The sequence below is a fragment of the Specibacter sp. AOP5-B1-6 genome, assembly GCF_052376555.1.
Classification (GTDB): domain Bacteria; phylum Actinomycetota; class Actinomycetes; order Actinomycetales; family Micrococcaceae; genus Specibacter.
Window position 1 is genome coordinate 45,178 of sequence record NZ_JBQSVT010000015.1, and the last position, 18,420, is coordinate 63,597.

General features: G+C 63.8%; 14 protein-coding genes and 3 pseudogenes. 12 read left to right on the top strand and 5 right to left on the bottom strand.

Annotated features, from left to right (window positions below; genetic code table 11):
• Position 1: 1 nt before the first annotated feature.
• Positions 2 to 889, bottom strand: a complete 888-nt coding sequence (locus ACT3TS_RS09765; protein WP_444531316.1) for a hypothetical protein — start codon at positions 887 to 889, stop codon at positions 2 to 4.
• Positions 890 to 1,095: 206 nt separating this feature from the next.
• Between ACT3TS_RS09765 and gcvH the strand changes: the two genes are divergently transcribed.
• The 7 genes from gcvH (at position 1,096) to ACT3TS_RS09800 (ending at position 6,993) form a co-directional block, all read left to right on the top strand.
• The gene (gene gcvH, locus ACT3TS_RS09770; RefSeq protein ID WP_444531317.1) at positions 1,096 to 1,482 is read left to right on the top strand and encodes a glycine cleavage system protein GcvH; all 387 of its coding nucleotides are present in this window, start codon (positions 1,096 to 1,098) and stop codon (positions 1,480 to 1,482) included.
• A gap of 155 nt (positions 1,483 to 1,637) precedes the next feature.
• Positions 1,638 to 2,150: an FHA domain-containing protein gene (locus ACT3TS_RS09775; protein ID WP_444531318.1), complete on the top strand. Its 513-nt coding sequence runs from the start codon at positions 1,638 to 1,640 to the stop codon at positions 2,148 to 2,150.
• Positions 2,151 to 2,192: 42 nt separating this feature from the next.
• Entirely contained in the window at positions 2,193 to 2,924 is a 732-nt protein-coding gene (ftsR, locus tag ACT3TS_RS09780; RefSeq protein WP_444531361.1) for a transcriptional regulator FtsR, read from the top strand.
• Positions 2,921 to 3,430, top strand: a complete 510-nt coding sequence (locus tag ACT3TS_RS09785; protein WP_444531319.1) for a bifunctional nuclease family protein — start codon at positions 2,921 to 2,923, stop codon at positions 3,428 to 3,430. Before ftsR ends, ACT3TS_RS09785 begins: the two co-directional genes overlap by 4 nt.
• Before the next feature lie 264 nt (positions 3,431 to 3,694).
• Entirely contained in the window at positions 3,695 to 4,303 is a 609-nt protein-coding gene (locus tag ACT3TS_RS09790) for a MerR family transcriptional regulator (RefSeq protein WP_444531320.1), read from the top strand.
• A 257-nt stretch (positions 4,304 to 4,560) separates the two neighbouring features.
• On the top strand, positions 4,561 to 5,910 hold the full coding sequence (locus ACT3TS_RS09795) for a DDE-type integrase/transposase/recombinase (protein WP_444531321.1): 1,350 nt from the start codon (positions 4,561 to 4,563) through the stop codon (positions 5,908 to 5,910).
• A gap of 144 nt (positions 5,911 to 6,054) precedes the next feature.
• Positions 6,055 to 6,993 (top strand): hypothetical protein, encoded by a 939-nt coding sequence (locus tag ACT3TS_RS09800; RefSeq protein ID WP_444531322.1) that lies wholly within the window; start codon positions 6,055 to 6,057, stop codon positions 6,991 to 6,993.
• 94 nt (positions 6,994 to 7,087) lie between these two features.
• On the opposite strand, the gene ACT3TS_RS09805 is transcribed toward ACT3TS_RS09800, so the two are convergent.
• The gene (locus ACT3TS_RS09805; RefSeq protein ID WP_444531323.1) at positions 7,088 to 7,924 is read right to left on the bottom strand and encodes a ParA family protein; all 837 of its coding nucleotides are present in this window, start codon (positions 7,922 to 7,924) and stop codon (positions 7,088 to 7,090) included.
• A 213-nt stretch (positions 7,925 to 8,137) separates the two neighbouring features.
• Here ACT3TS_RS09805 and ACT3TS_RS09810 point away from each other — a divergent pair.
• From ACT3TS_RS09810 to ACT3TS_RS09820, 3 genes and pseudogenes are all read left to right on the top strand, one after another.
• Positions 8,138 to 8,305: pseudogene (locus ACT3TS_RS09810) on the top strand (hypothetical protein); the annotation flags it as partial.
• A 73-nt stretch (positions 8,306 to 8,378) separates the two neighbouring features.
• Positions 8,379 to 8,837 (top strand): annotated as a pseudogene (locus ACT3TS_RS09815) (glycine dehydrogenase (aminomethyl-transferring)); the annotation flags it as partial.
• A 473-nt stretch (positions 8,838 to 9,310) separates the two neighbouring features.
• Positions 9,311 to 12,706 carry a pyruvate carboxylase gene (locus tag ACT3TS_RS09820; RefSeq protein WP_444531324.1) on the top strand — a complete coding sequence of 1,132 codons (3,396 nt, stop codon included), beginning with the start codon at positions 9,311 to 9,313 and terminating at the stop codon, positions 12,704 to 12,706.
• Between the two features lie 113 nt (positions 12,707 to 12,819).
• Here ACT3TS_RS09820 and ACT3TS_RS09825 read toward each other — a convergent pair whose 3' ends face one another.
• Positions 12,820 to 14,634 carry an AMP-dependent synthetase/ligase gene (locus ACT3TS_RS09825; protein WP_444531325.1) on the bottom strand — a complete coding sequence of 605 codons (1,815 nt, stop codon included), beginning with the start codon at positions 14,632 to 14,634 and terminating at the stop codon, positions 12,820 to 12,822.
• A gap of 196 nt (positions 14,635 to 14,830) precedes the next feature.
• On the opposite strand from ACT3TS_RS09825, the gene ACT3TS_RS09830 reads away from it, so the two are divergent.
• Positions 14,831 to 15,883: an ROK family glucokinase gene (locus tag ACT3TS_RS09830; RefSeq protein ID WP_444531362.1), complete on the top strand. Its 1,053-nt coding sequence runs from the start codon at positions 14,831 to 14,833 to the stop codon at positions 15,881 to 15,883.
• A gap of 119 nt (positions 15,884 to 16,002) precedes the next feature.
• Here the strand turns inward: ACT3TS_RS09830 and ACT3TS_RS09835 are convergent, their stop codons facing one another.
• Together ACT3TS_RS09835 and ACT3TS_RS09840 are read right to left on the bottom strand one after the other, a co-directional pair.
• Positions 16,003 to 16,554 carry a hypothetical protein gene (locus tag ACT3TS_RS09835; RefSeq protein WP_444531326.1) on the bottom strand — a complete coding sequence of 184 codons (552 nt, stop codon included), beginning with the start codon at positions 16,552 to 16,554 and terminating at the stop codon, positions 16,003 to 16,005.
• A complete protein-coding gene (locus tag ACT3TS_RS09840; protein WP_444531327.1) occupies positions 16,544 to 17,287 on the bottom strand; it encodes an alpha/beta hydrolase in 744 nt (247 codons plus the stop codon). The genes ACT3TS_RS09835 and ACT3TS_RS09840 overlap by 11 nt, the downstream gene beginning before the upstream one ends.
• Positions 17,288 to 17,477: 190 nt before the next feature.
• Here ACT3TS_RS09840 and ACT3TS_RS09845 point away from each other — a divergent pair.
• Positions 17,478 to 18,200: pseudogene (locus ACT3TS_RS09845) on the top strand (lysophospholipid acyltransferase family protein); the annotation flags it as partial.
• Positions 18,201 to 18,420: the final 220 nt, after the last annotated feature.

Consider the following 18,420-nt stretch of genomic DNA (forward strand, 5'->3'; position numbering starts at 1 on the left):
GCTAGGCCGGCGGAGTGTCGCCGGGCGTCGCGGGGCCGTCCGTCGCCGGTTCGTTGTGGACCGGCTTGCCTGGGACCGGTTTTTCCGCGACAGGTTTGTCCAGGGACGCTCCTCCGGGGGCAGGCGCGGGCTGGTCGGGGGCAGACGCAGGCTGACGGCGGTGGGTGCGCGCGGTTTCCTTGGCGGCCTTCTCGGCCGCGCGGGCATCGATCCGGGCCTGTTTTTCAGCCTCCTTGGCAGCTTCCTTGCTGGCGAGCGACCGGGCCAGCTTGTCCTCGCGCACGAGCTTCTCGGCGGCCTTGATCTCCCGGATCTTCCTGCCACGGCGCAGCCACATGCGCCCCAGCACGATCAGGGCGACTGCGCACACCACGCCGACGACCATGAAAATCTGGCTCCAGGTGCCGAACCAGTTGGCTCCGTTGGCCCATTTTGACCGCGCGTCGGCCGCAGTTTGGGTGCCGCCGAAGAGGACAGCCAGGGTGAGCAGGTTGGGGATGGTCAGCAGCAATCCCAACACCACGAGTGAAACCCGGACCCACTTGTTGAGGCCGCGGCGATGCGCCTGCCACGCGACGGTGACCGGCACGAACGAGAACACGAATCCATAGAACATGCCCAGCGGAATGCTGTTGCCCAGCTGACCGCCGATCTGGTCACTGATGGAGTCGGCCCATATCAGCGGCACGGTCACGGAAGCGATGAGATAGGCGACGACTAGTGCGATGGCCGCTGCCACGCCGAGGATGGTGCGGAAAAGCCACACCGGCATTTTTGCCTTGGCTCCGCTGCCTGCCTGTGCCGTTTCGGTCCCATGCTCCTGCCCATGCTCCTGTGCGCCGGGGCTGCGCCGGCCGTCGCGGGGTGCGGGCGTTGCTGAATCAGTCATAGTTGAATCATGTCAGAGTCGGGGGCAGGCGGGGCGAAATTCCGGCGAAATATCCTAGAAAGTACCTTCGACTTGTAAACAACGCCGTCACACTAAAGACTGGGTGTGGTTTATGGCATGAATCTGCCACCGACTGAGTTTGTGTTTTACTTTAGACTTCACTTTTTCTTCGAGCGGCAGCGATTGAACCCCGAAAGGCGCGCAATATGAGCAACATTCCCACAGACCTGTCCTACACAGCAGAACACGAGTGGATCCTGGCACCCACCGCCGATGGCGTGGTGCGCGTTGGCATCACCGATTTTGCTCAGGATGCCCTGGGTGACGTCGTCTACGTTCAGGTGCCCGAACTTGGCACCGAAGTCACGGCAAACACTGTGGTGGGCGAAGTTGAATCAACCAAGAGTGTCAGCGACATTTATGCTCCCCTGACCGGTACTGTCACGGCCCGCAACGAGGCACTGGACGCCGATCCGGCGCTCATCAACACGGATCCGTACGGGGCCGGCTGGTTGGTGGAAATCACCCTCGCCGATGCCGCCAGCTATGGGACGTTGCTCAGCGCAGCCGACTACCAGGAAAAGGTAGGCTAGTAGCTAGGAAACGTTTGGCGCAGGACCGGCGCAGCAGCAAGTGCAATCATGAGCACCGGTCCGCACCCAGACTTTTTCGAGCGAATGACCGTACTTTGTTAATACCGGGGCCCAACAGGGTTCCGCGCAATTCTTTTCAGCAAGGAGGAGTACCAATGGTTGACAGGGGTAACGACGCCGGGGTGAATGATCAGGCGAACGCCCAGGATCAGCCCGGTGCAACAGATACCACCTCGATTCAGCTCCCTCCCGTCCAGGCCGGACCCTCGACGGTTCCGGTTCTGGCGAGCGATGAGCAAGGCGCCGTGAACTCGCTTCCCGCGGGTTCAGCGCTGCTCATCGCCCATGTGGGGCCGAATGCAGGTGCAAGGTTCCTGCTTGACAGTGAGGTCACAACGGCCGGACGCCACCCTGACGCGGACATCTTCCTGGATGACGTGACAGTGTCGCGCAGGCACGTGAACTTCATGAAGTACGACGGCGGCTTTGAGGTCATTGATGCAGGGAGCCTCAACGGCACCTACGTCAACGGGGACCGGGTCGATGCAGTGCGCCTGCGCACAGGCAATGAGGTGCAGATCGGCAAGTTCCGCCTGACCTACTACTTCAGTGCCAATGAAACGAATGCCAGTGAAACCAGCGGTAACGACTCGGCTGCGGATTCCTAGGGCGCTGTGGTGAGTGTGAGCCCGGGCGCCGGGCGCCGGCTGGTGGACGTTCAAACCACCAACCGGCGGCCGGCCGCCACTCCCGTCCTGAACATTGGCGAAGTCCTGGCACTTTTGTGTGCGGACTTCCCGTCAGTGACGGCGTCGAAAATCCGTTTTTACGAAGAAAAGGGACTGATCACCCCGCAACGCACGCCTGCCGGGTATCGCCAGTTTCGGGAGCCCGACGTCGAACGCCTGCGGTTTGTGCTGGCCCTCCAACGGGACCATTACCTGCCGCTGAAGGTGATCCGCGAATATCTTGACGCCATTGACCAGGGCCTCACGCCGCAAAACCTGCCCGCTGGTGTGTCGATTGCGCCACGGATGGTCTCCGAGGACCTCGCCAAGGAACTCAAGAGCCGGTCGCGACGGCTGACACCCGAACAGCTGCGCACGGAATCGGCTGCGGGCTCCGAACTCTACGAGACAATGCTCAGCTATGGGCTGATTGAGCTTCGCGACGGCACCTTTGACGACCACGCCCTGAAGGTTGCGCAGGCCTGCACCGCGCTGGCCGCCCACGGACTGGAACCGCGGCACCTGCGGCCGTTCCAGGCCGCCGCCGACAGGGAATTCGGATTGGTTGAACGGGCCGTCGGCCCGGTATCCTCCCGCAAGGACAGCACGTCCGCCATGCGTGCCGCCGAAGCTGCACGCGAAATCGCCGAACTGTGCCTTGGCCTGCACAGCGCATTGGTGCAGGCGCGCATCGCTGAAATGGAAACCTCGTGATCGAGGTCAAGATTGTTGGCGTCCGCATTGAGATGCCATCCAACCAGCCGCTCGTATTGCTGCGCGAGCTGCTGGGGGAGCGCCACATCCCCATCTGGATCGGGGCTGCCGAGGCCACGGCCATTGCCCTGGCCGAACAAGGCGTGGTGCCTCCGCGTCCGCTGACCCACGATCTGCTCTGCGGCGTCGTCCTGGCCCTGGGCCACAGGATTGTGCGGGTGAACCTGACCAAGGTCGAAGAAGGCGTCTTTTATGCCGAACTGCTCTTTGACAACGGAACCACCATCGGCTCCCGGGCTTCGGACGCCATCGCCATTGCCCAGCGTGCTGAATGCCCGATCTGGGCTGCGGAAAGTCTCGTGGAGGAGGCCGGGGTAGTGATCGGCGGCCATGACGAGGACGGCAACGAGCAGGCCGTTGCCGACGACGATGAGGCCAAGGAACGTGAGGTTCGTCAATTTCGGGAATTCCTCAATGACGTTGAACCCGAGGATTTTGACAAGTAATCGGCTTGTTTTCAGTGTTTCGCGTCCATGTCTAAGGTTAAAGCTGAGGCTGAAACTTTCGACACGGTTAAATAGTTGTGCAGACGTCTTTGACCTTGGTCCCACACCCCTCTAACGTCGAAGTATCGAGTTCCCCATTGCAAGCTTCGGCCGGCACGGGCACACTGGAGGTTAGAGCCCCTACAGCTCACCCTCGATGTGCTGTGCCTGACCAGTGTGCAGGCAAGACAACCGTTCAGGGGGACTGTGAACAGGAGGATCCACGTGAGTGCCAAGAGTGACGCCGGCGAGCTGACGGCAGCCGTTGTCCCGAGCACTGCTGTCCCCAGCACGGCCATGAGGTCAGGGTCGCAGGGCTTGCTGTTCACTGAGGATTTGCCTGTCCTGGACGAACACGCCGGCTACCGCGGGCCCACTGCCTGCAAGGCCGCCGGCATCACCTACCGCCAACTGGATTACTGGGCCCGCACCGGCCTGGTGGAACCCGCCGTCCGCGGTGCGGCCGGCTCCGGTTCGCAGCGTCTTTATGGTTTCCGCGACATTTTGGTTCTCAAGGTTGTGAAGCGCCTGCTGGACACGGGTGTGTCGCTGCAGCAGATCCGCACCGCCGTGGAACACCTGCGCGAGCGTGGCGTGGAGGACTTGGCACAAATCACCTTGATGAGCGACGGGGCATCGGTCTACGAATGCACCTCGGCCGATGAAGTCATCGACCTGGTTCAGGGCGGGCAGGGCGTGTTCGGGATCGCCGTGGGCCGTGTCTGGCGTGAGGTGGAAGGCAGCCTGGCCGCGCTGCCCAGCGAGCACGCAGCCGTGCAGACTTTCCCGGGGGACGAGCTCAGCAAGCGCCGCGAGGCCCGCAAAATCTCCTAGCCTCCCTTCTCTTCCAAGTGACCCGCAGCTGTGGTTGTAAAACACGCGAATTTGCCGTGTTTTACAACCACAACTGCGGGTCACTTGTTTAAATGCGGTGTGTTATCTCGCAGGACATCGGTAACAGTTCTGCCTCACGACATCGGTGACACAACTGTGGTCCTTGGTGGTGACACTTCTCCCCATCTTTTAACCTCGGTAAGCACGCAGCCCGCCGCTGGCACGAGGGCCAGCGGCGGGCTGCTGAACTGGATTGTGTGAAAAATGATCCAGTTGAACCGACGATACGCCTGGCCATCGCCCGATGGCCAGAAGACGCACCCAGAGGAGCTGTCACCGCGTTTTGCACCGAGCACCACATCAGCCGCAAAACGTTCTACGAAATACTCAAACGAGCCCGCACCGAAGGACAAGCAGCCGCACTCGAACCCCGTTCCCGCCGCCCGAAAACCTCGCCCAACGCGACCAGCGAAACCCTCAAAGACCAAGCCGTCGCCATGCGCAAGTCCATGGAAGACGCAGGCTGGGACCACGGGCCGATCAGCGTGCACGACCAGATGCGCAAGCTTGGCATGCAAACCCCCTCGATTGCGTCCCTAGCCAGGATCTTCAGCGAACGCGGCCTAGTCACCCCGGCCCCGCAGAAGCGCCCCCGCTCCTCCTACCGATCCTTCCGCTACCCGATGCCCAACGCCTGCTGGCAGCTCGATGCTACCGAATATGTGTTGGAAGGCGGCCGCAAATGCGTAATCTTCCAGCTACTCGATGACCATTCCCGCCTGGCCGTGGCCTCTTTAGTTACAAGGACGGAGAACGGTCCGGATGCGGTGAAGGTCTTCCGCATGGGCGTCACCGCCCGCGGGATACCACAGCGCTTGCTCAGCGACAATGGTGAGGCCTTGAACCCGATCCGTCGGGGCGTGACCAGCGAACTGGTCGCGTACGCCAACAGTCTCGGCGTTGCCACGATTACCGGCAAGCCATATAAGCCCACGACTCAGGGGAAGAACGAGCGGTTTCATTCGACGTTGTTCAAGTGGCTGAAGAAACAACAATTCGCCAAGGACCTAGCCGAATTGCAGGCGCAGGTTGAGGTCTTTGACCAGGCCTACAACACACAGCGCGGTCATCAGTCCTTGGAGGATCGGATGACACCGCAGGAGGCGTGGGATGCCACGCCGGTCGCTGAGCCCCTCGCGCCTGGGGAATGGGTGAAGCACAGTACCACGCCACCTCCGAGCGTCGGCGAAGCTGTCCTGGCCGAACAACCGGGTGAAGAGCAATCGCCAACGCCGCAGGACGGTTCAATCCCGGAGCCGGCCAAGCTCAGCGCCACGCTGCGGACCGAGCACATGGAGACGACGGGCAGTCAGCTGATGCGGGTCAATAAGAACAGGTGCCTGCGGGTTGCTGGCGTGGAGCTCTATTTAGGCAAACTGCTACGCAGCACCATGGTGACGGTCATCTGGGATCAGGCGGAGTTGATGGTGATCTCGATGGACGGTGAATTGATCACCAAATACGATTATCCGTTCCCAGACGGCGTCACGTATCTGAGCTTGAAGCATGCCACGGCGAAGTTCCAGAACCAGCCGGAAATGGGGTAAGTGTTACCGATGTCTTGAGACACCGAGTGCTACCGATGTTCTGGTACAGAACTGTCACCGGTGTCTTGAGACATCACATGTTTAAATGCGGTGGGGGTGTGGATAACTTAAACGCTTTCGGGCGGCAGTTGCCATGATTCATTCATGGACGAATCAGTGGATTTGCCAGTTGCGCTCACCTCGGCCCCCTTCACATCGGAGGAGGCTGCCGAGCTGGGTGTGACCAGGGGGCAATTGCGGCATGCTGAAGTTATTTCACTCAGCCGAGGCATCCTTGCCTTTGCCACTGGGGACGTGCCGTTGGTGCTGCTAACGCGTCCATACACACAGGTCACAGGATATTCGGCGGCCTCGCACGCAACAGCCTTCTGTATTTGGGGGTTTCCTGGATTCCTGCCGCAGGGCGAAGCGCCGCGCATCCATATTTCTCGTCAGGCACCGCACGACGAGCCCCGCAGGTTGGGGGTGGTTGGCCACACGACGAAATTCCGCGATGACGAGGTCACGTGTCTTGACGGGCTGTGGATCACCACTCGCGTGCGGACGTGGCTCGACTGTGCCAGACGAATGACCGTCGAGGAGCTGGTGGTGGTGGCCGGCCATCTCCTGCGCATTCCTCGTCCGGAGTTTGAGGGCCGGTCAGAACCGTATACAACGCCCCAGGGCCTGTTGTCCATGCTGGAGCGGCACAAAGGCACGCCAGGCATTCAAAAGGCCCGGCAGGCTTTGGCGTTGGCGCGTGTTGGCTCGGACTCCGCCCCGGAGACGAGGCTTCGGCTGGCCATGGACAGGGCTGGTCTGCCCGAACCGCTCGTCAGCGCACCCGTGAAGCTGATGCATGGGAAGTCCCGCACTCCCGACGCGCAGTTCCTGGAGTACTGTGTGGCGGTGCAATACGACGGTGCCACGCACTCTGAGGCTGAACAAGTCGGGAGCGACATTCGGCGGCAAGAGGACTTTGAGGAAGTGGGCTGGCTTGAGGTGCGAATTGGCAAGGAACATATGCGTGATGACGCGAAAGCTGCCATCCGAAAGATCCGGGACGCCCTGCACCGGCGCGGTTGGCGCCCCCTTCCAAAGTAGCCCGCAGAAGTGGTTGCCAAATCAACCAGAAGTGGCTGTTTCAGCAACCACTTCCGCGGGCCAGTTGGTGGGTGGGGTTTGAGAAGCGGGAAGGTCAGCCGCGGTACAGGCGGCTGCGGGTGGCGCCTTGGGTCAGCACCGAGTCCAACAGCCTGTCAAAAAGTGCGGAGGCGTTCTTGGCCGAGTCGCCGGGCCACTGGTGCACAGGATGGGCCGCACCCTGGATCTGCTGCCAGTTGGCCTGCTCGGGAATGGTGGGGGAGAGCAGCAGCTCGCCAAACATGGTTTTCATCTCCGACAGGCGGTACGCGTGCTCGTTGGAGCCGGTGCGCACCCTGTTGGCCACGATGCCGGCAGGGACCAGGGCCGGGGCAAATTCGGTCCGGAACAGCTCAATGGCACGCAAGGTCCGCTGCGTGCCGGCCACCGAGAACAGGCCGGGCTCGGCCACGAGCAGCACGCGGCTGCTGGCGGTCCAAGCCATGCGGGTCAGGCCGTTCAGCGACGGCGGGCAGTCGATCAACACCAGCTGGTATGGTGCGTTGCCGTCGCGGTCGGCGTTGGCCAGGATCGTGGCCAGGCGCCGCAGATCGCGCTTGCCCAGGTCGGGCCGGTCGTAGACGCCGCTGAACGCAGAGCCCATGGCGACGTCAAGCGTCGGCGTGGACCCGTCGTCGTTCCTGTGCGCGGCAAGCCAGCCGCTTTGCACAATGTTCGCGGCCAAATCGGCCTTGCGGGCATTCTTGATGAGCTGGCCAATATCCAGCTGCCCGCGGGCTGCAACGCCCAGGCCTGTCGTGGCGTCGGCGTGGGGATCGAGATCGATCACCAGGGTGGGGATGCCGGCGGCCAAGGCTGCCGAGGCGAGGCCGAGCGTCACTGACGTCTTGCCTACGCCGCCCTTGAGGCTGCTGATACTCACTACTTGCACGGATGAACCATTACCCTTTGCGTTGCTTACCCAATCATGTGCTGCTGCGAATAGCTCTGCCACTTACACTAGCCGTGGAACGTTCGCGACTTGGTGAACCCATTGGCAAACACCCCAGTAAATTTGCCCGGGCGCCAGAACACCAACAACCGTGTGTCGGGCGTTTTTCGCGACCGTCACATTGGGGTTACTTCGCAGCCCCACATTCATCATATGTTGAGTGCCCTTGGATTTGCTTCTTTGGAGGAGCTTTCCATGGCCGCGCTGCCCAAATCCGTCTACACGACGGCGCCGATGACTTTGCCGGCCGCCGTGTCGGAGGAGGCAGTGTTGGCCGAGTTGAAGGCGCTGGCAGGCAAAAGCACTGTCAACAAGTCCTTTGTCGGCCAGGGCTGCTTCGGCACCCAAACCCCTGGTGTGATGCAACGCAACGTGCCGGGAATGCCCGGCTTCGTACACCGCCTACAGGCCCTGCCAGCCCAAAATTTCCCAGGGCCGGCTCGAGGCGCTGCTGAATTTCCAGACAGTGGTTGGCTGCCTGACAGGCATGGCCACCGCCAACGCGTCCACGCTCGATGAGGCCATCGCCGCGGCTGAAGCGGTTGCCTTGATGCGCCGCACCAAACGTTCTGCAGCGGACGACGCCGTCCTGCTGGTTGACGGTGACACCTTCCCCCAAACGCTGGCCGTGGTGCATACCCGCGCCAAGGCGACGGGCATCCCGGTCCTCGCGCATGACTTTGGCGCCGGGCTCCCCGACGTGGACTTCTTTGGTGTGCTGCTGCAGTACCCGGGCGACTCGGGACTGATCCGTGACATCGCCCCCGGTAGGCGCCTCGCAGCGGTTTGGCGTGCCCCGCCCGCGGCGCAGTCCATCGCCTTGGCGTGGGAGCACCCGCACACCCGCGAATGAGGCAGCCTTCCCGGCAGAGGGGTGGACCCCCGTGCCAAATACTGGCCCTTGGTCCGCCGCATCGACCAGGCGTGCGGCGACCGGAACCCGGTGTGTTCCTGCCCATCCGTCGAGGAGCTGGCCAAGGTCTTTTGATCCCAACGCTCGGCCGTTTGTTGGTTCACTGGCGAACAGCGGGTTTGTTACGCTGTCAGCAGTGAGCTGCGCCACAGGATTTGCCCGGTGTTGCCGTGCGGGGGGAAACTGACACAACTTTGTGTCGTGACGCAGGGTCGTGACACAGGGGTGGAATCAACGCCGGGATGGGCCCGGCGCAGTTTCCTGAACGACAGATGTTTTACAACTTCTACACAACAGGCCGGTGCCGGGCGTAACCTCGTCCGCCGCCGCCTTCGACAGTGGGACACCGCATGGGGGCCTTGAATCAGGCGCCAAAGCATGTCCCACCAGACCATCGTTCACACAGGAGTGGGATGTTTTCGAAAATTCTGGTTGCCAACCGCGGCGAAATCGCGATCCGGGCATTCCGTGCCAGCTACGAGCTTGGTGCAAAGACAGTTGCGGTGTACCCCTATGAGGACCGCACCTCCATCCACCGCCAAAAGGCCGATGAAGCGTACCTGATCGGCGAAGAAGGCCACCCCGTGCGAGCTTACCTGGACGTGGCGGAGGTGATTCGCGTCGCCAAGGAAGCCGGCGCCGACGCCATCTACCCCGGCTACGGATTCCTCTCGGAAAACCCCGACCTGGCCTCGGCGGCCAAGGAAGCCGGCATCACCTTTGTGGGCCCGCCCGCCGAAGTGCTGGAGCTGACGGGAAACAAGGTCCACGCCATTGACGCCGCCCGCAAGGCGGGGATTCCAGTCCTGGAATCGAGCGAGCCCAGCGATGACTTGGAGTACCTGCTGGGTGCCGCGGCGAAGATCGGCTACCCGATCTTTGCCAAGGCCGTGGCCGGCGGCGGCGGACGTGGCATGCGCCGCGTGGAAAAGGCCGAAGACCTGGAAGAGGCGCTCAAGGCCGCCATGCGTGAAGCCGACGCCGCCTTTGGCGACGCGACCATGTTCCTGGAGCAGGCCGTGCTGCGCCCCCGCCACATCGAGGTCCAGATCCTCGCCGACGGCGAGGGCAACGTCATCCACCTCTTCGAACGCGACTGCTCCCTGCAGCGCCGCCACCAAAAAGTCGTGGAAATCGCCCCGGCCCCGAACCTGGACGAGAACATCCGCAAGGCGCTGCACTCCGACGCCGTGAAGTTCGCCAAGGCCATGGGCTACGTCAACGCCGGCACCGTCGAGTTCCTTGTCGACACCGTGGGTGAACGTGCCGGCCAGCACGTGTTCATTGAAATGAACCCACGCATCCAGGTCGAGCACACCGTGACGGAAGAAATCACCGACGTCGACCTGGTCCAGGCCCAGCTGCGCATCGCCGCCGGCGAAACACTGGCCGACCTTGGCCTGAGCCAGGAAACGGTGCACGTCAAGGGTGCCGCGCTGCAGTGCCGCATCACCACCGAAGACCCCTCCAACGGCTTCCGTCCCGACGTTGGCGAAATCACCACCTACCGTTCAGCCGGCGGTGCAGGCGTCAGGCTCGACGGCGGCACGATCTACGCAGGTGCCGAGATCAGCCCGCACTTCGACTCCATGCTGGTCAAGCTCACCTGCCGCGGACGCAACTACGAGGCAGCGGTTTCCCGCGCCCGCCGCGCGCTGGCCGAGTTCCGCATCCGCGGCGTCTCCACCAACATTTCGTTTCTGCAGGCGGTTCTTGCCGACCCCGCGTTCAACGCCGGGGACGTCGCCACCTCCTTCATCGACGAGCGCCCCGAACTGCTGAACTCGCACGTGTCCTCGGACCGCGGCACCAAGCTGCTGACCTGGCTGGCCGATACGACCGTCAACAAGCCGCACGGCGAATTGGCGGTGCTGGAAGATCCGGCCCGCAAGCTGCCCGACGTCGAGCTTGCCGACGCTCCTGCCGGCACCCGCCAGCAGCTGGCCGAGCTGGGCCCGGAAGGTTTTGCTGCAGCCCTGCGCGCACAGACAGCTGTCGCCGTCACGGACACCACGTTCCGTGACGCCCACCAGTCGTTGCTGGCCACCCGCGTGCGCACGAGGGACCTGCTCGCGGCGGGCCCGGCCGTGTCCGTGCTGACCCCGCAGCTGCTGTCCGTCGAGGCCTGGGGCGGCGCCACGTACGACGTCTCGCTGCGCTTCCTCGGCGAAGACCCGTGGCAGCGCCTGGCGCAGCTGCGCGAAGCACTGCCCAACGTCTGCCTGCAGATGCTGCTGCGCGGGCGCAACACGGTCGGCTACACGCCGTACCCGGCCGAGGTCACCGACGCCTTTGTGCAGGAAGCCGCAGCCAGCGGCATCGACATCTTCCGCATCTTTGACGCGCTCAATGACGTGGACCAGATGGAGCCCGCCATCAAGGCCGTGCGTGCCACCGGCACCGCCGTGGCCGAGGTCGCCCTGTGCTACACGGGTGATCTGCTGGACCCGGCCGAAACCATCTACACCCTCGACTACTACCTCGAACTGGCCCAGCGCATCGTCGACGCCGGCGCTCACATCCTGGCCATCAAGGACATGGCGGGCGTGCTGCGTCCGGCCGCCGCGGCCAAGCTGGTCACGGCGCTGCGCGATCGGTTTGACCTGCCGGTGCATCTGCACACCCATGACACCGTGGGCGGGCAGCTGGCCACCCTGATGGCCGCCGTCAATGCCGGGGTCGACGCCGTCGACGTCGCCTCCGCGGCGCTGGCCGGCACCACCAGCCAGCCCTCAGCCTCCGCCCTGGTTGCCGCACTGGCACACACTGAGCGGGACACCGGCATCGACCTGGCCGCCATCAGCTCCCTGGAACCATACTGGGAAGCCGTCCGGCGCCTGTACTCCCCGTTTGAATCGGGCCTGGCAGCACCCACCGGCCGGGTCTACCAGCACGAAATCCCCGGCGGTCAGCTGTCCAACCTGCGCCAGCAGGCGATTGCGCTGGGCCTGGGTGAGCGCTTCGAGGAAATCGAGGACATGTACACGGCAGCGGACCGGATCCTCGGGCACCTGGTGAAGGTCACCCCGTCGTCCAAGGTGGTGGGCGACCTGGCCCTGCACCTGGTGGGCATCAAGGCCGACCCGGCTGACTTTGAGGAAAACCCGCAAAACTACGACATCCCCGACTCGGTGGTGGGCTTCCTCGGCGGCGAGCTGGGCACCCCGCCCGGCGGCTGGCCGGAACCGTTCCGCACCAAGGCGCTGCAGGGACGGACCGTCGTCGACCGGATGGGCACGCTCACCAGTGCGGACAGCGAGCAGCTTGCCGGCGACAGCGACACGCGCCGCGCGGCCCTGAACCGCCTGCTCTTTGCCGGGCCCACGAAGGAATTTGAGGCTGTGCGAAAGACGTACGGCGACGTTTCGGTGCTGGACACCCGCGACTACCTGTTCGGGCTGCGCCGCGGCGTGGAGCACACGATTGACCTGGGCAAGGGTGTGCGCCTCATCGCCGCGCTGGAGACGATCTCCGAAGCGGACGAAAAGGGCATGCGCACCGTCACGTGCAAGCTCAACGGCCAGAGCCGGCCCGTCACGGTGCGTGACAACAGCATCGAAAGCACCGTGAAGGCGGCCGAAAAAGCCGACGAGTCGGTGCCCGGCCAGGTTGCCGCGCCGTTCGCCGGCGCCGTCAGCGTCAAGGTGGCCGTCGGCGACGTCGTCGATGCGGGAGCCACCATCGCCACCATTGAGGCCATGAAGATGGAAGCGTCAATTACGACGCCGGTCGGCGGCACCGTGGGCCGCCTCGCCGTGACTGGGGTCGCCCAGGTGCAGGGCGGGGACCTGCTGGTGGTCATCTCTTAACGAGAACTGGCGGCGCCGGCTCCCTCGCGGGCAGTAAGATTTCCTCGGTCGCTGGGCGACCTTGGAAATCCATCCCCGCTCCGGGAGCCGGCGCCGCCGCTCTCTTGGGCGTACTAAGCGGGCTTCTTGCTCAGGTAAATCTCTTCCACGACGGCGTCAAAGTCCTTCATGACCTGGGCCCGCTTGACCTTCAGTGACGGGGTCAGGTGGCCGGAGGTTTCGGTGAAGTCGGAATCAACAATCCTGAACTGCTTGATGGCTTCAGCGGATGAGACCGAGGAGTTGGCCCTGGTCACGGCTGCCTGCACGGCGGCGATGACGTTCGGGTGCTTGGCGGCCTCGGCCACCGTGGCTCCGGCAGGCAGGCCATGCGCCTTGCCCCATTGCGGCAGCGCATCTTCATCGATGGTGACGATCGCCGCGATGAACGGACGCTGCTCGCCGATGACAACGCATTGGGAGACGATGGCATCGGCCCGGATCTGGTCCTCCAGCAGGGCCGGCACCACGTTCTTGCCACCGGAGGTGACAATGATTTCCTTCTTGCGCCCCGTGATCTTCAGGAAACCCTGATCGTCCAGTTCGCCGATGTCTCCCGTGCGGAACCAGCCGTCGATGAAGTTCTCGGCCGTCAGGTCCTCGCGACCGAAGTAGCCCTTCATGACGCAGACACCCTTGACGAGGATTTCGCCGTCGTCCGCGATCTTGACGGCATTGCCCGGCAGGGGAGTGCCCACCGTGCCGATCTTGATGCGTTCCGGGCGGTTGACCGTGATCGGTGCCGTGGTCTCGGTCAGCCCGTAGCCCTCCAAAATTTGCAGGCCGATGCCTTGGAAGAAGTGGCCAAGGCGTTCCCCGAGGGGGCCTCCGCCGGAAACTGCATGGCGGACGTTGCCGCCCATCGCATTCCGGAGCTTGACGTAGACGAGCTTGTCGAAGACAAAGTGCTTGGCCTTCAGGCCCAAGCCAATCTTGCCGTCCTGAACGGCCCGGGAGTACTCGATGGCGGTCTTGGTGGCTGCTGCGAAGATTTTGCCCTTGCCTTCGCCTTCAGCCTTGAGTGCGGCCGAGTTGTACACCTTTTCGAAGACGCGCGGCACGGCGAGGATAAACGTGGGCTGAAAGCTTTGGAGGTCCTCGAGCAGGTGCTTGATGTCGGGGGTGTGGCCAACCTTGGCTCCGCCCGCCACCGCCAGCACCGAAATGTACCGGGCAAAAACGTGGGCCAGGGGCAGGAACATGATTGTCTGCGAACCTGGCACCACCACCGATTCGCCCAACACGGCCAGCGCATTTTCGCTCAGTTCCACAAAGTTGTGGTGCATGAGCATGCAGCCCTTGGGGCGGCCTGTGGTGCCCGAGGTGTAAATGATGGTTGCCACGTCGTCCAGGCCGTTTGCCGTGCGGGCAGCCTCCAGGACGTCGTCGGCGACATCGCGACCCGCTTCGCGCAGGGCATCCAGGCCGTCGCCTTCGAGCTGCCAGACATGCGCGATCGCGGTGAGGCCCTCGTTGTGGGCGGCCTGGCGGATGATGTTTTCGTGGGTGCCGGTTTCAGCGAAAACGGCTACGGCCTCGGAGTCGCCCAGATTCCAAGCCACCTGCGACGGTGACGACGTTTCGTAAATCGGCACCGACACGGCACCGGCAAACCAAATGGCAAAGTCGACCAGGGCCCACTCGTAACGGGTCCTGGCCATGATGCCCACGCGGTCGCCGACCTTGATGCCGGAGGCGATCATGCCCTTGGCCAGGGCGCTGACGTCGGCATGGAATTCCTTGGCGGAGACGTCGACCCACACATGGTCGGCATTGCGGCGGGAGAAGAGAGCAGGATTGGCGGCCGAATTTGCCTGCCGGAGCACAAAATCGGTGGTGTTCATGGTCCGTGGACTGACTACCTTGGCCGGAACGGAAATCTCTTGCACAATAGCTCCTTTGATATGTGGGCCTGCGGTTGTGTTGCTTTACTCTATCCGCGAAGCAAGTGATCCGCCGGAAAAGCTATGTTACTGGTTAGTAACTTTATGTTGTTCGGCTCACACTTTCAATTTGGTTCGCGGCGGGTCCGGCGCTGACTAGACTTAATGCATGCTTCCGCCGCCCCTTGAAACCGGACCTGCCATCCCCGCCGCACGCACAACCGCGGGCACCACCACAGGCCCCGGACCGCTGCCTCCAGCTCTGGAACCGCAGCCGCCAGCGTTGGCGCCGCTGGCTCTGGGGATCGACATCGGAGGCACAAAAGTGGCCGCCGGAGTTGTCGACGGCAAGGGGGCAATCCTTGAGGAAATCAGGCGGGAAACTCCCGGCCGCGACGCCCGGGCAGTGGAAGCTGTCATTGTGGAGCTGGTCCGCGAGCTCGGCTCACGGCACGACATTGCTTCGGTGGGCATTGGTGCCGCCGGTTGGATGGACCTGGCCGGCGCAAAAGTTGTCTTCAGCCCCCACCTCGCCTGGCGCGATGAACCCCTCCGCGACACGCTTGAGGCGCTGCTGCAGCGCCCGGTCGTCATCACCAACGACGCCGACGCCGCTGCCTGGGCCGAATGGCGCTTCGGGGCGGGGCGCGGGCACGACAGGCTGCTCATGCTGACCCTGGGGACAGGCATAGGTGGAGCGCTGATGATTGACGGCCGGGTTGAGCGCGGCAGTTTCGGCATGGCAGGGGAGTTCGGGCACCAGATCATCATGCCTGGCGGACACCGCTGCGAATGCGGCAACCGCGGATGCTGGGAGCAGTACGCCTCCGGGAATGCGCTGGGACGGGAGGGCCGTGAACTCGCCAGGAAGCATTCGCCCATGGCCGCCGGATTGCTGGCCGCAGCCAATGGCCGGCCCAAGGACATCACCGGCAGTGTTGTCACCGAGCTGGCACTGGACGGGGAGGCAACGGCACAGGAACTGGTGGCCGAAGTGGGCGACTGGCTCGGGCTGGGCATCGCCAACCTGGCAGCCGCCCTTGACCCGGCACTTTTCATCATTGGCGGTGGGCTCAGCGCCGCGGGGGACCTCATGCTTGAGCCCGCGCGGCGCGCTTTTTCACGAAACTTGACGGGCCGGGGCTACCGCCAGGAGGCCGTCATCACTGTTGCGCAGCTCGGTCCCTCGGCAGGCTTGATTGGCGCCGCCGACCTGGCACGCGTTCGGCGGCTGGGCCTGGCCGGGGCGTCGTAGCCGAGGCACGTTGGGCCCGGCACACCGCCTTATGGACGCACTGCCCTGCCCGGCACGCTGCCTTCTTATGGACGCACTGCCCTGCCCGGCACGCTGCCTTACGGGACGCGCTGCAGGAACTAGACGACGGCGCCGTCGCCGCTGTCATGGTCGCGGTGGTTGGGCAGGCGGAACAGCAGGTAGCCGGTGCCTGCCAGAAAGGCCACGATGACGGCCAGGACCATCATCATTGGAATCTGGCGCCAGAAGATGGCCGAAAAAACCAGGAACAGCGGTCCTCCCGCAGCCCCAATCCAGGACAGCATGATGGCCGGCTCGGTGTTGCGCAGGCTGGGGAGTTCCTCAGGCACAAATTCGTCGCCGTCCTCGTCGTCGACGGCGTAGTCGCGGGGACCAAACTCGGCCGGCCTGCCGGGGTGGTCGCCGGGGTGTCCGCCGGCGGCGGGTTCCCGTGGCGCCGGCTCCGATTGTCGCTGCCACACGCCCAGGGGGTCAAAGTCGACAACGCCCTTGGCTTCCGGACCTGCGACTGGGCCTTCGGGCGTCTCAACGACGTCGGAGCTGTCCATGAAGGCGTCGTCGGCTTCCTCGAGCCTTGACACAAGGTCGCGCCACACTTCGTCGTCATTTCCGCCGGTGTGCGGCGTGTCCGCTCCGGGGTCAGATTGCATGAAGGTTCCTCCGAAAGAAGTCCGCAGACTGGGAAAAGATCAAGGGTGCATCGTTGTCCATGGTGGCTACATGGTAGCTGTTTTCCAGCGACACCACCTGCAGCTCGGTGCTGCCGATTTTTTCCTGCAGCACGTCGAGGCTGGAATCGGGCACAACATGGTCGACGGTGGACCGGAACACCAATGTTGGGGCCGTGACGCGGGGGAGCAGGTTGATGGTGTCGGTGAACAGTTGTGAGAGCTGGTGCACGGCTGCAACGGGGGTGCGGGCGTAGGCCCCCTCGCTGACGCCTTGGAGTTTCATGTCATCACCGATGGCGGGAACGCTTTTCAACGCGAACTTCAGCAGCCCGGAATATTTAGCCCTGTTGTCACTAAATGTCAGGCCGGGATTGACCAGGGCCACCCCGGCCACCGGGTGCAGCGCAGCCACACGCAGTGCCAGCGCCCCGCCCATCGACATGCCGGCAACAAAGACTGTGTCGCAACGCGCTGCCAACTCAAGATATGCCGCTTCAAAATCCCTGTACCAGTGTTCCCACGGGGTCCTGCCGAGGTCTTGCCAGGTGGTGCCGTGGCCCGCGAGCAGCGGCATGTTGACGGCGAATCCGGCGTCGGCGAGATGCTCGCTCCAGCCCTGCATGCTGACGGGGGAGCCGGTGAAGCCATGACACACCGCCACGCCGATCCTTGACAGCCCGCCATGCCCCGGGGAACGGAACGATTGTGCCATTGTGGTGGCCCCTTTCTGTCCGGCAGCCCCGTCCCGCAGTGGTGCTCGGTGTGCCGGCGTGCGTGGTTGTGGATGTGCTGCCGCGATTTTGTGCTGCTTTCACTAGACTACTGTTGATACAGCCATAGCGGGGGTACCGCATTGAACTCGGTTCGCTTGCAACCGGCAGCGCCAGAGGAGGAACACCACCGTGATCTATTGGGTACTAAAGAATTTTGTTCTGGGGCCCGTGCTGAAGGTGCTTTTCCGCCCGTGGACGAAGGGCCTGGACAACCTGCCCGTGGAAGGTCCGGCCGTGTTGGCCAGCAACCATCTGTCCTTTTCGGACTCCATCTTCATGCCGCTGATGGTTCCGCGCCCGGTCGTGTTTCTGGCAAAAAGTGACTATTTCACCGGCCGCGGCCTCAAGGGGCGCCTGACGGCGGCCTTCTTCAAGCTGACAAACCAGCTCCCCATGGATCGCTCCGGCGGGGCGGCCTCGGCCGGCTCCCTGCAAACAGGTGTTGAGGTCCTGAACGGCGGCGGCCTGCTGGGCATTTACCCGGAAGGCACCCGCAGTCCCGACGGCCGGCTGTACCGCGGCAAGGTGGGCGTCGCCAAGCTTGTCCTGACCGCCAATGTCCCCGTGATCCCCGTTGCCATGATCGGCACGGACAAGGTTCAGCCCATCGGTCGCCGCATTCCCACGATTCGCCGGCTGGGAGTCATCTTCGGCGAGCCCATGGACTTCAGCCGCTACCAGGGCATGGCCGACGACCGGTTTGTGCAGCGCTCGGTCACCGACGAGATCATGTACGAACTCATGCGGCTCTCGGGGCAGGAATACGTCGATGCCTACGCCACCACTGTCAAGGACAAGTTGGCTGCCGAGAAGACCGCCAAGTCCACCCCCGCCAAGAAGGCCGAAGCCGCCAAGAAAGTCGAGGCGGCCAAGAATGCAGGGGCAGCAAGGACCGCCGGCGGCGCCGTCAGGCTTGACCCCGCCCCCACCGTGCTGCCCGGGGCTGTGACCGTCATCGGCGCAAAAAAGGAGGCACCGGCACCGGAGCACCCGACGCCGGCCGACCCCGAGCCCGCCGACCCCACGCCCGCCCAGCCGAAGCAGGCAGTGGTCGGGCAGGCGGTGGCCGAGC

Coding starts and splice junctions, on each gene's coding strand:
- ACT3TS_RS09765 (WP_444531316.1), bottom strand. CDS start 889: ATGACTGATTCAGCAACGCCCGCACCCCGCGACGGCCGGCGCAGCCCC.
- ACT3TS_RS09835 (WP_444531326.1), bottom strand. CDS start 16,554: ATGCAATCTGACCCCGGAGCGGACACGCCGCACACCGGCGGAAATGAC.
- ACT3TS_RS09820 (WP_444531324.1), top strand. CDS start 9,311: ATGTTTTCGAAAATTCTGGTTGCCAACCGCGGCGAAATCGCGATCCGG.
- ACT3TS_RS09800 (WP_444531322.1), top strand. CDS start 6,055: ATGGACGAATCAGTGGATTTGCCAGTTGCGCTCACCTCGGCCCCCTTC.
- ACT3TS_RS09840 (WP_444531327.1), bottom strand. CDS start 17,287: ATGGCACAATCGTTCCGTTCCCCGGGGCATGGCGGGCTGTCAAGGATC.
- ACT3TS_RS09775 (WP_444531318.1), top strand. CDS start 1,638: ATGGTTGACAGGGGTAACGACGCCGGGGTGAATGATCAGGCGAACGCC.
- gcvH (WP_444531317.1), top strand. CDS start 1,096: ATGAGCAACATTCCCACAGACCTGTCCTACACAGCAGAACACGAGTGG.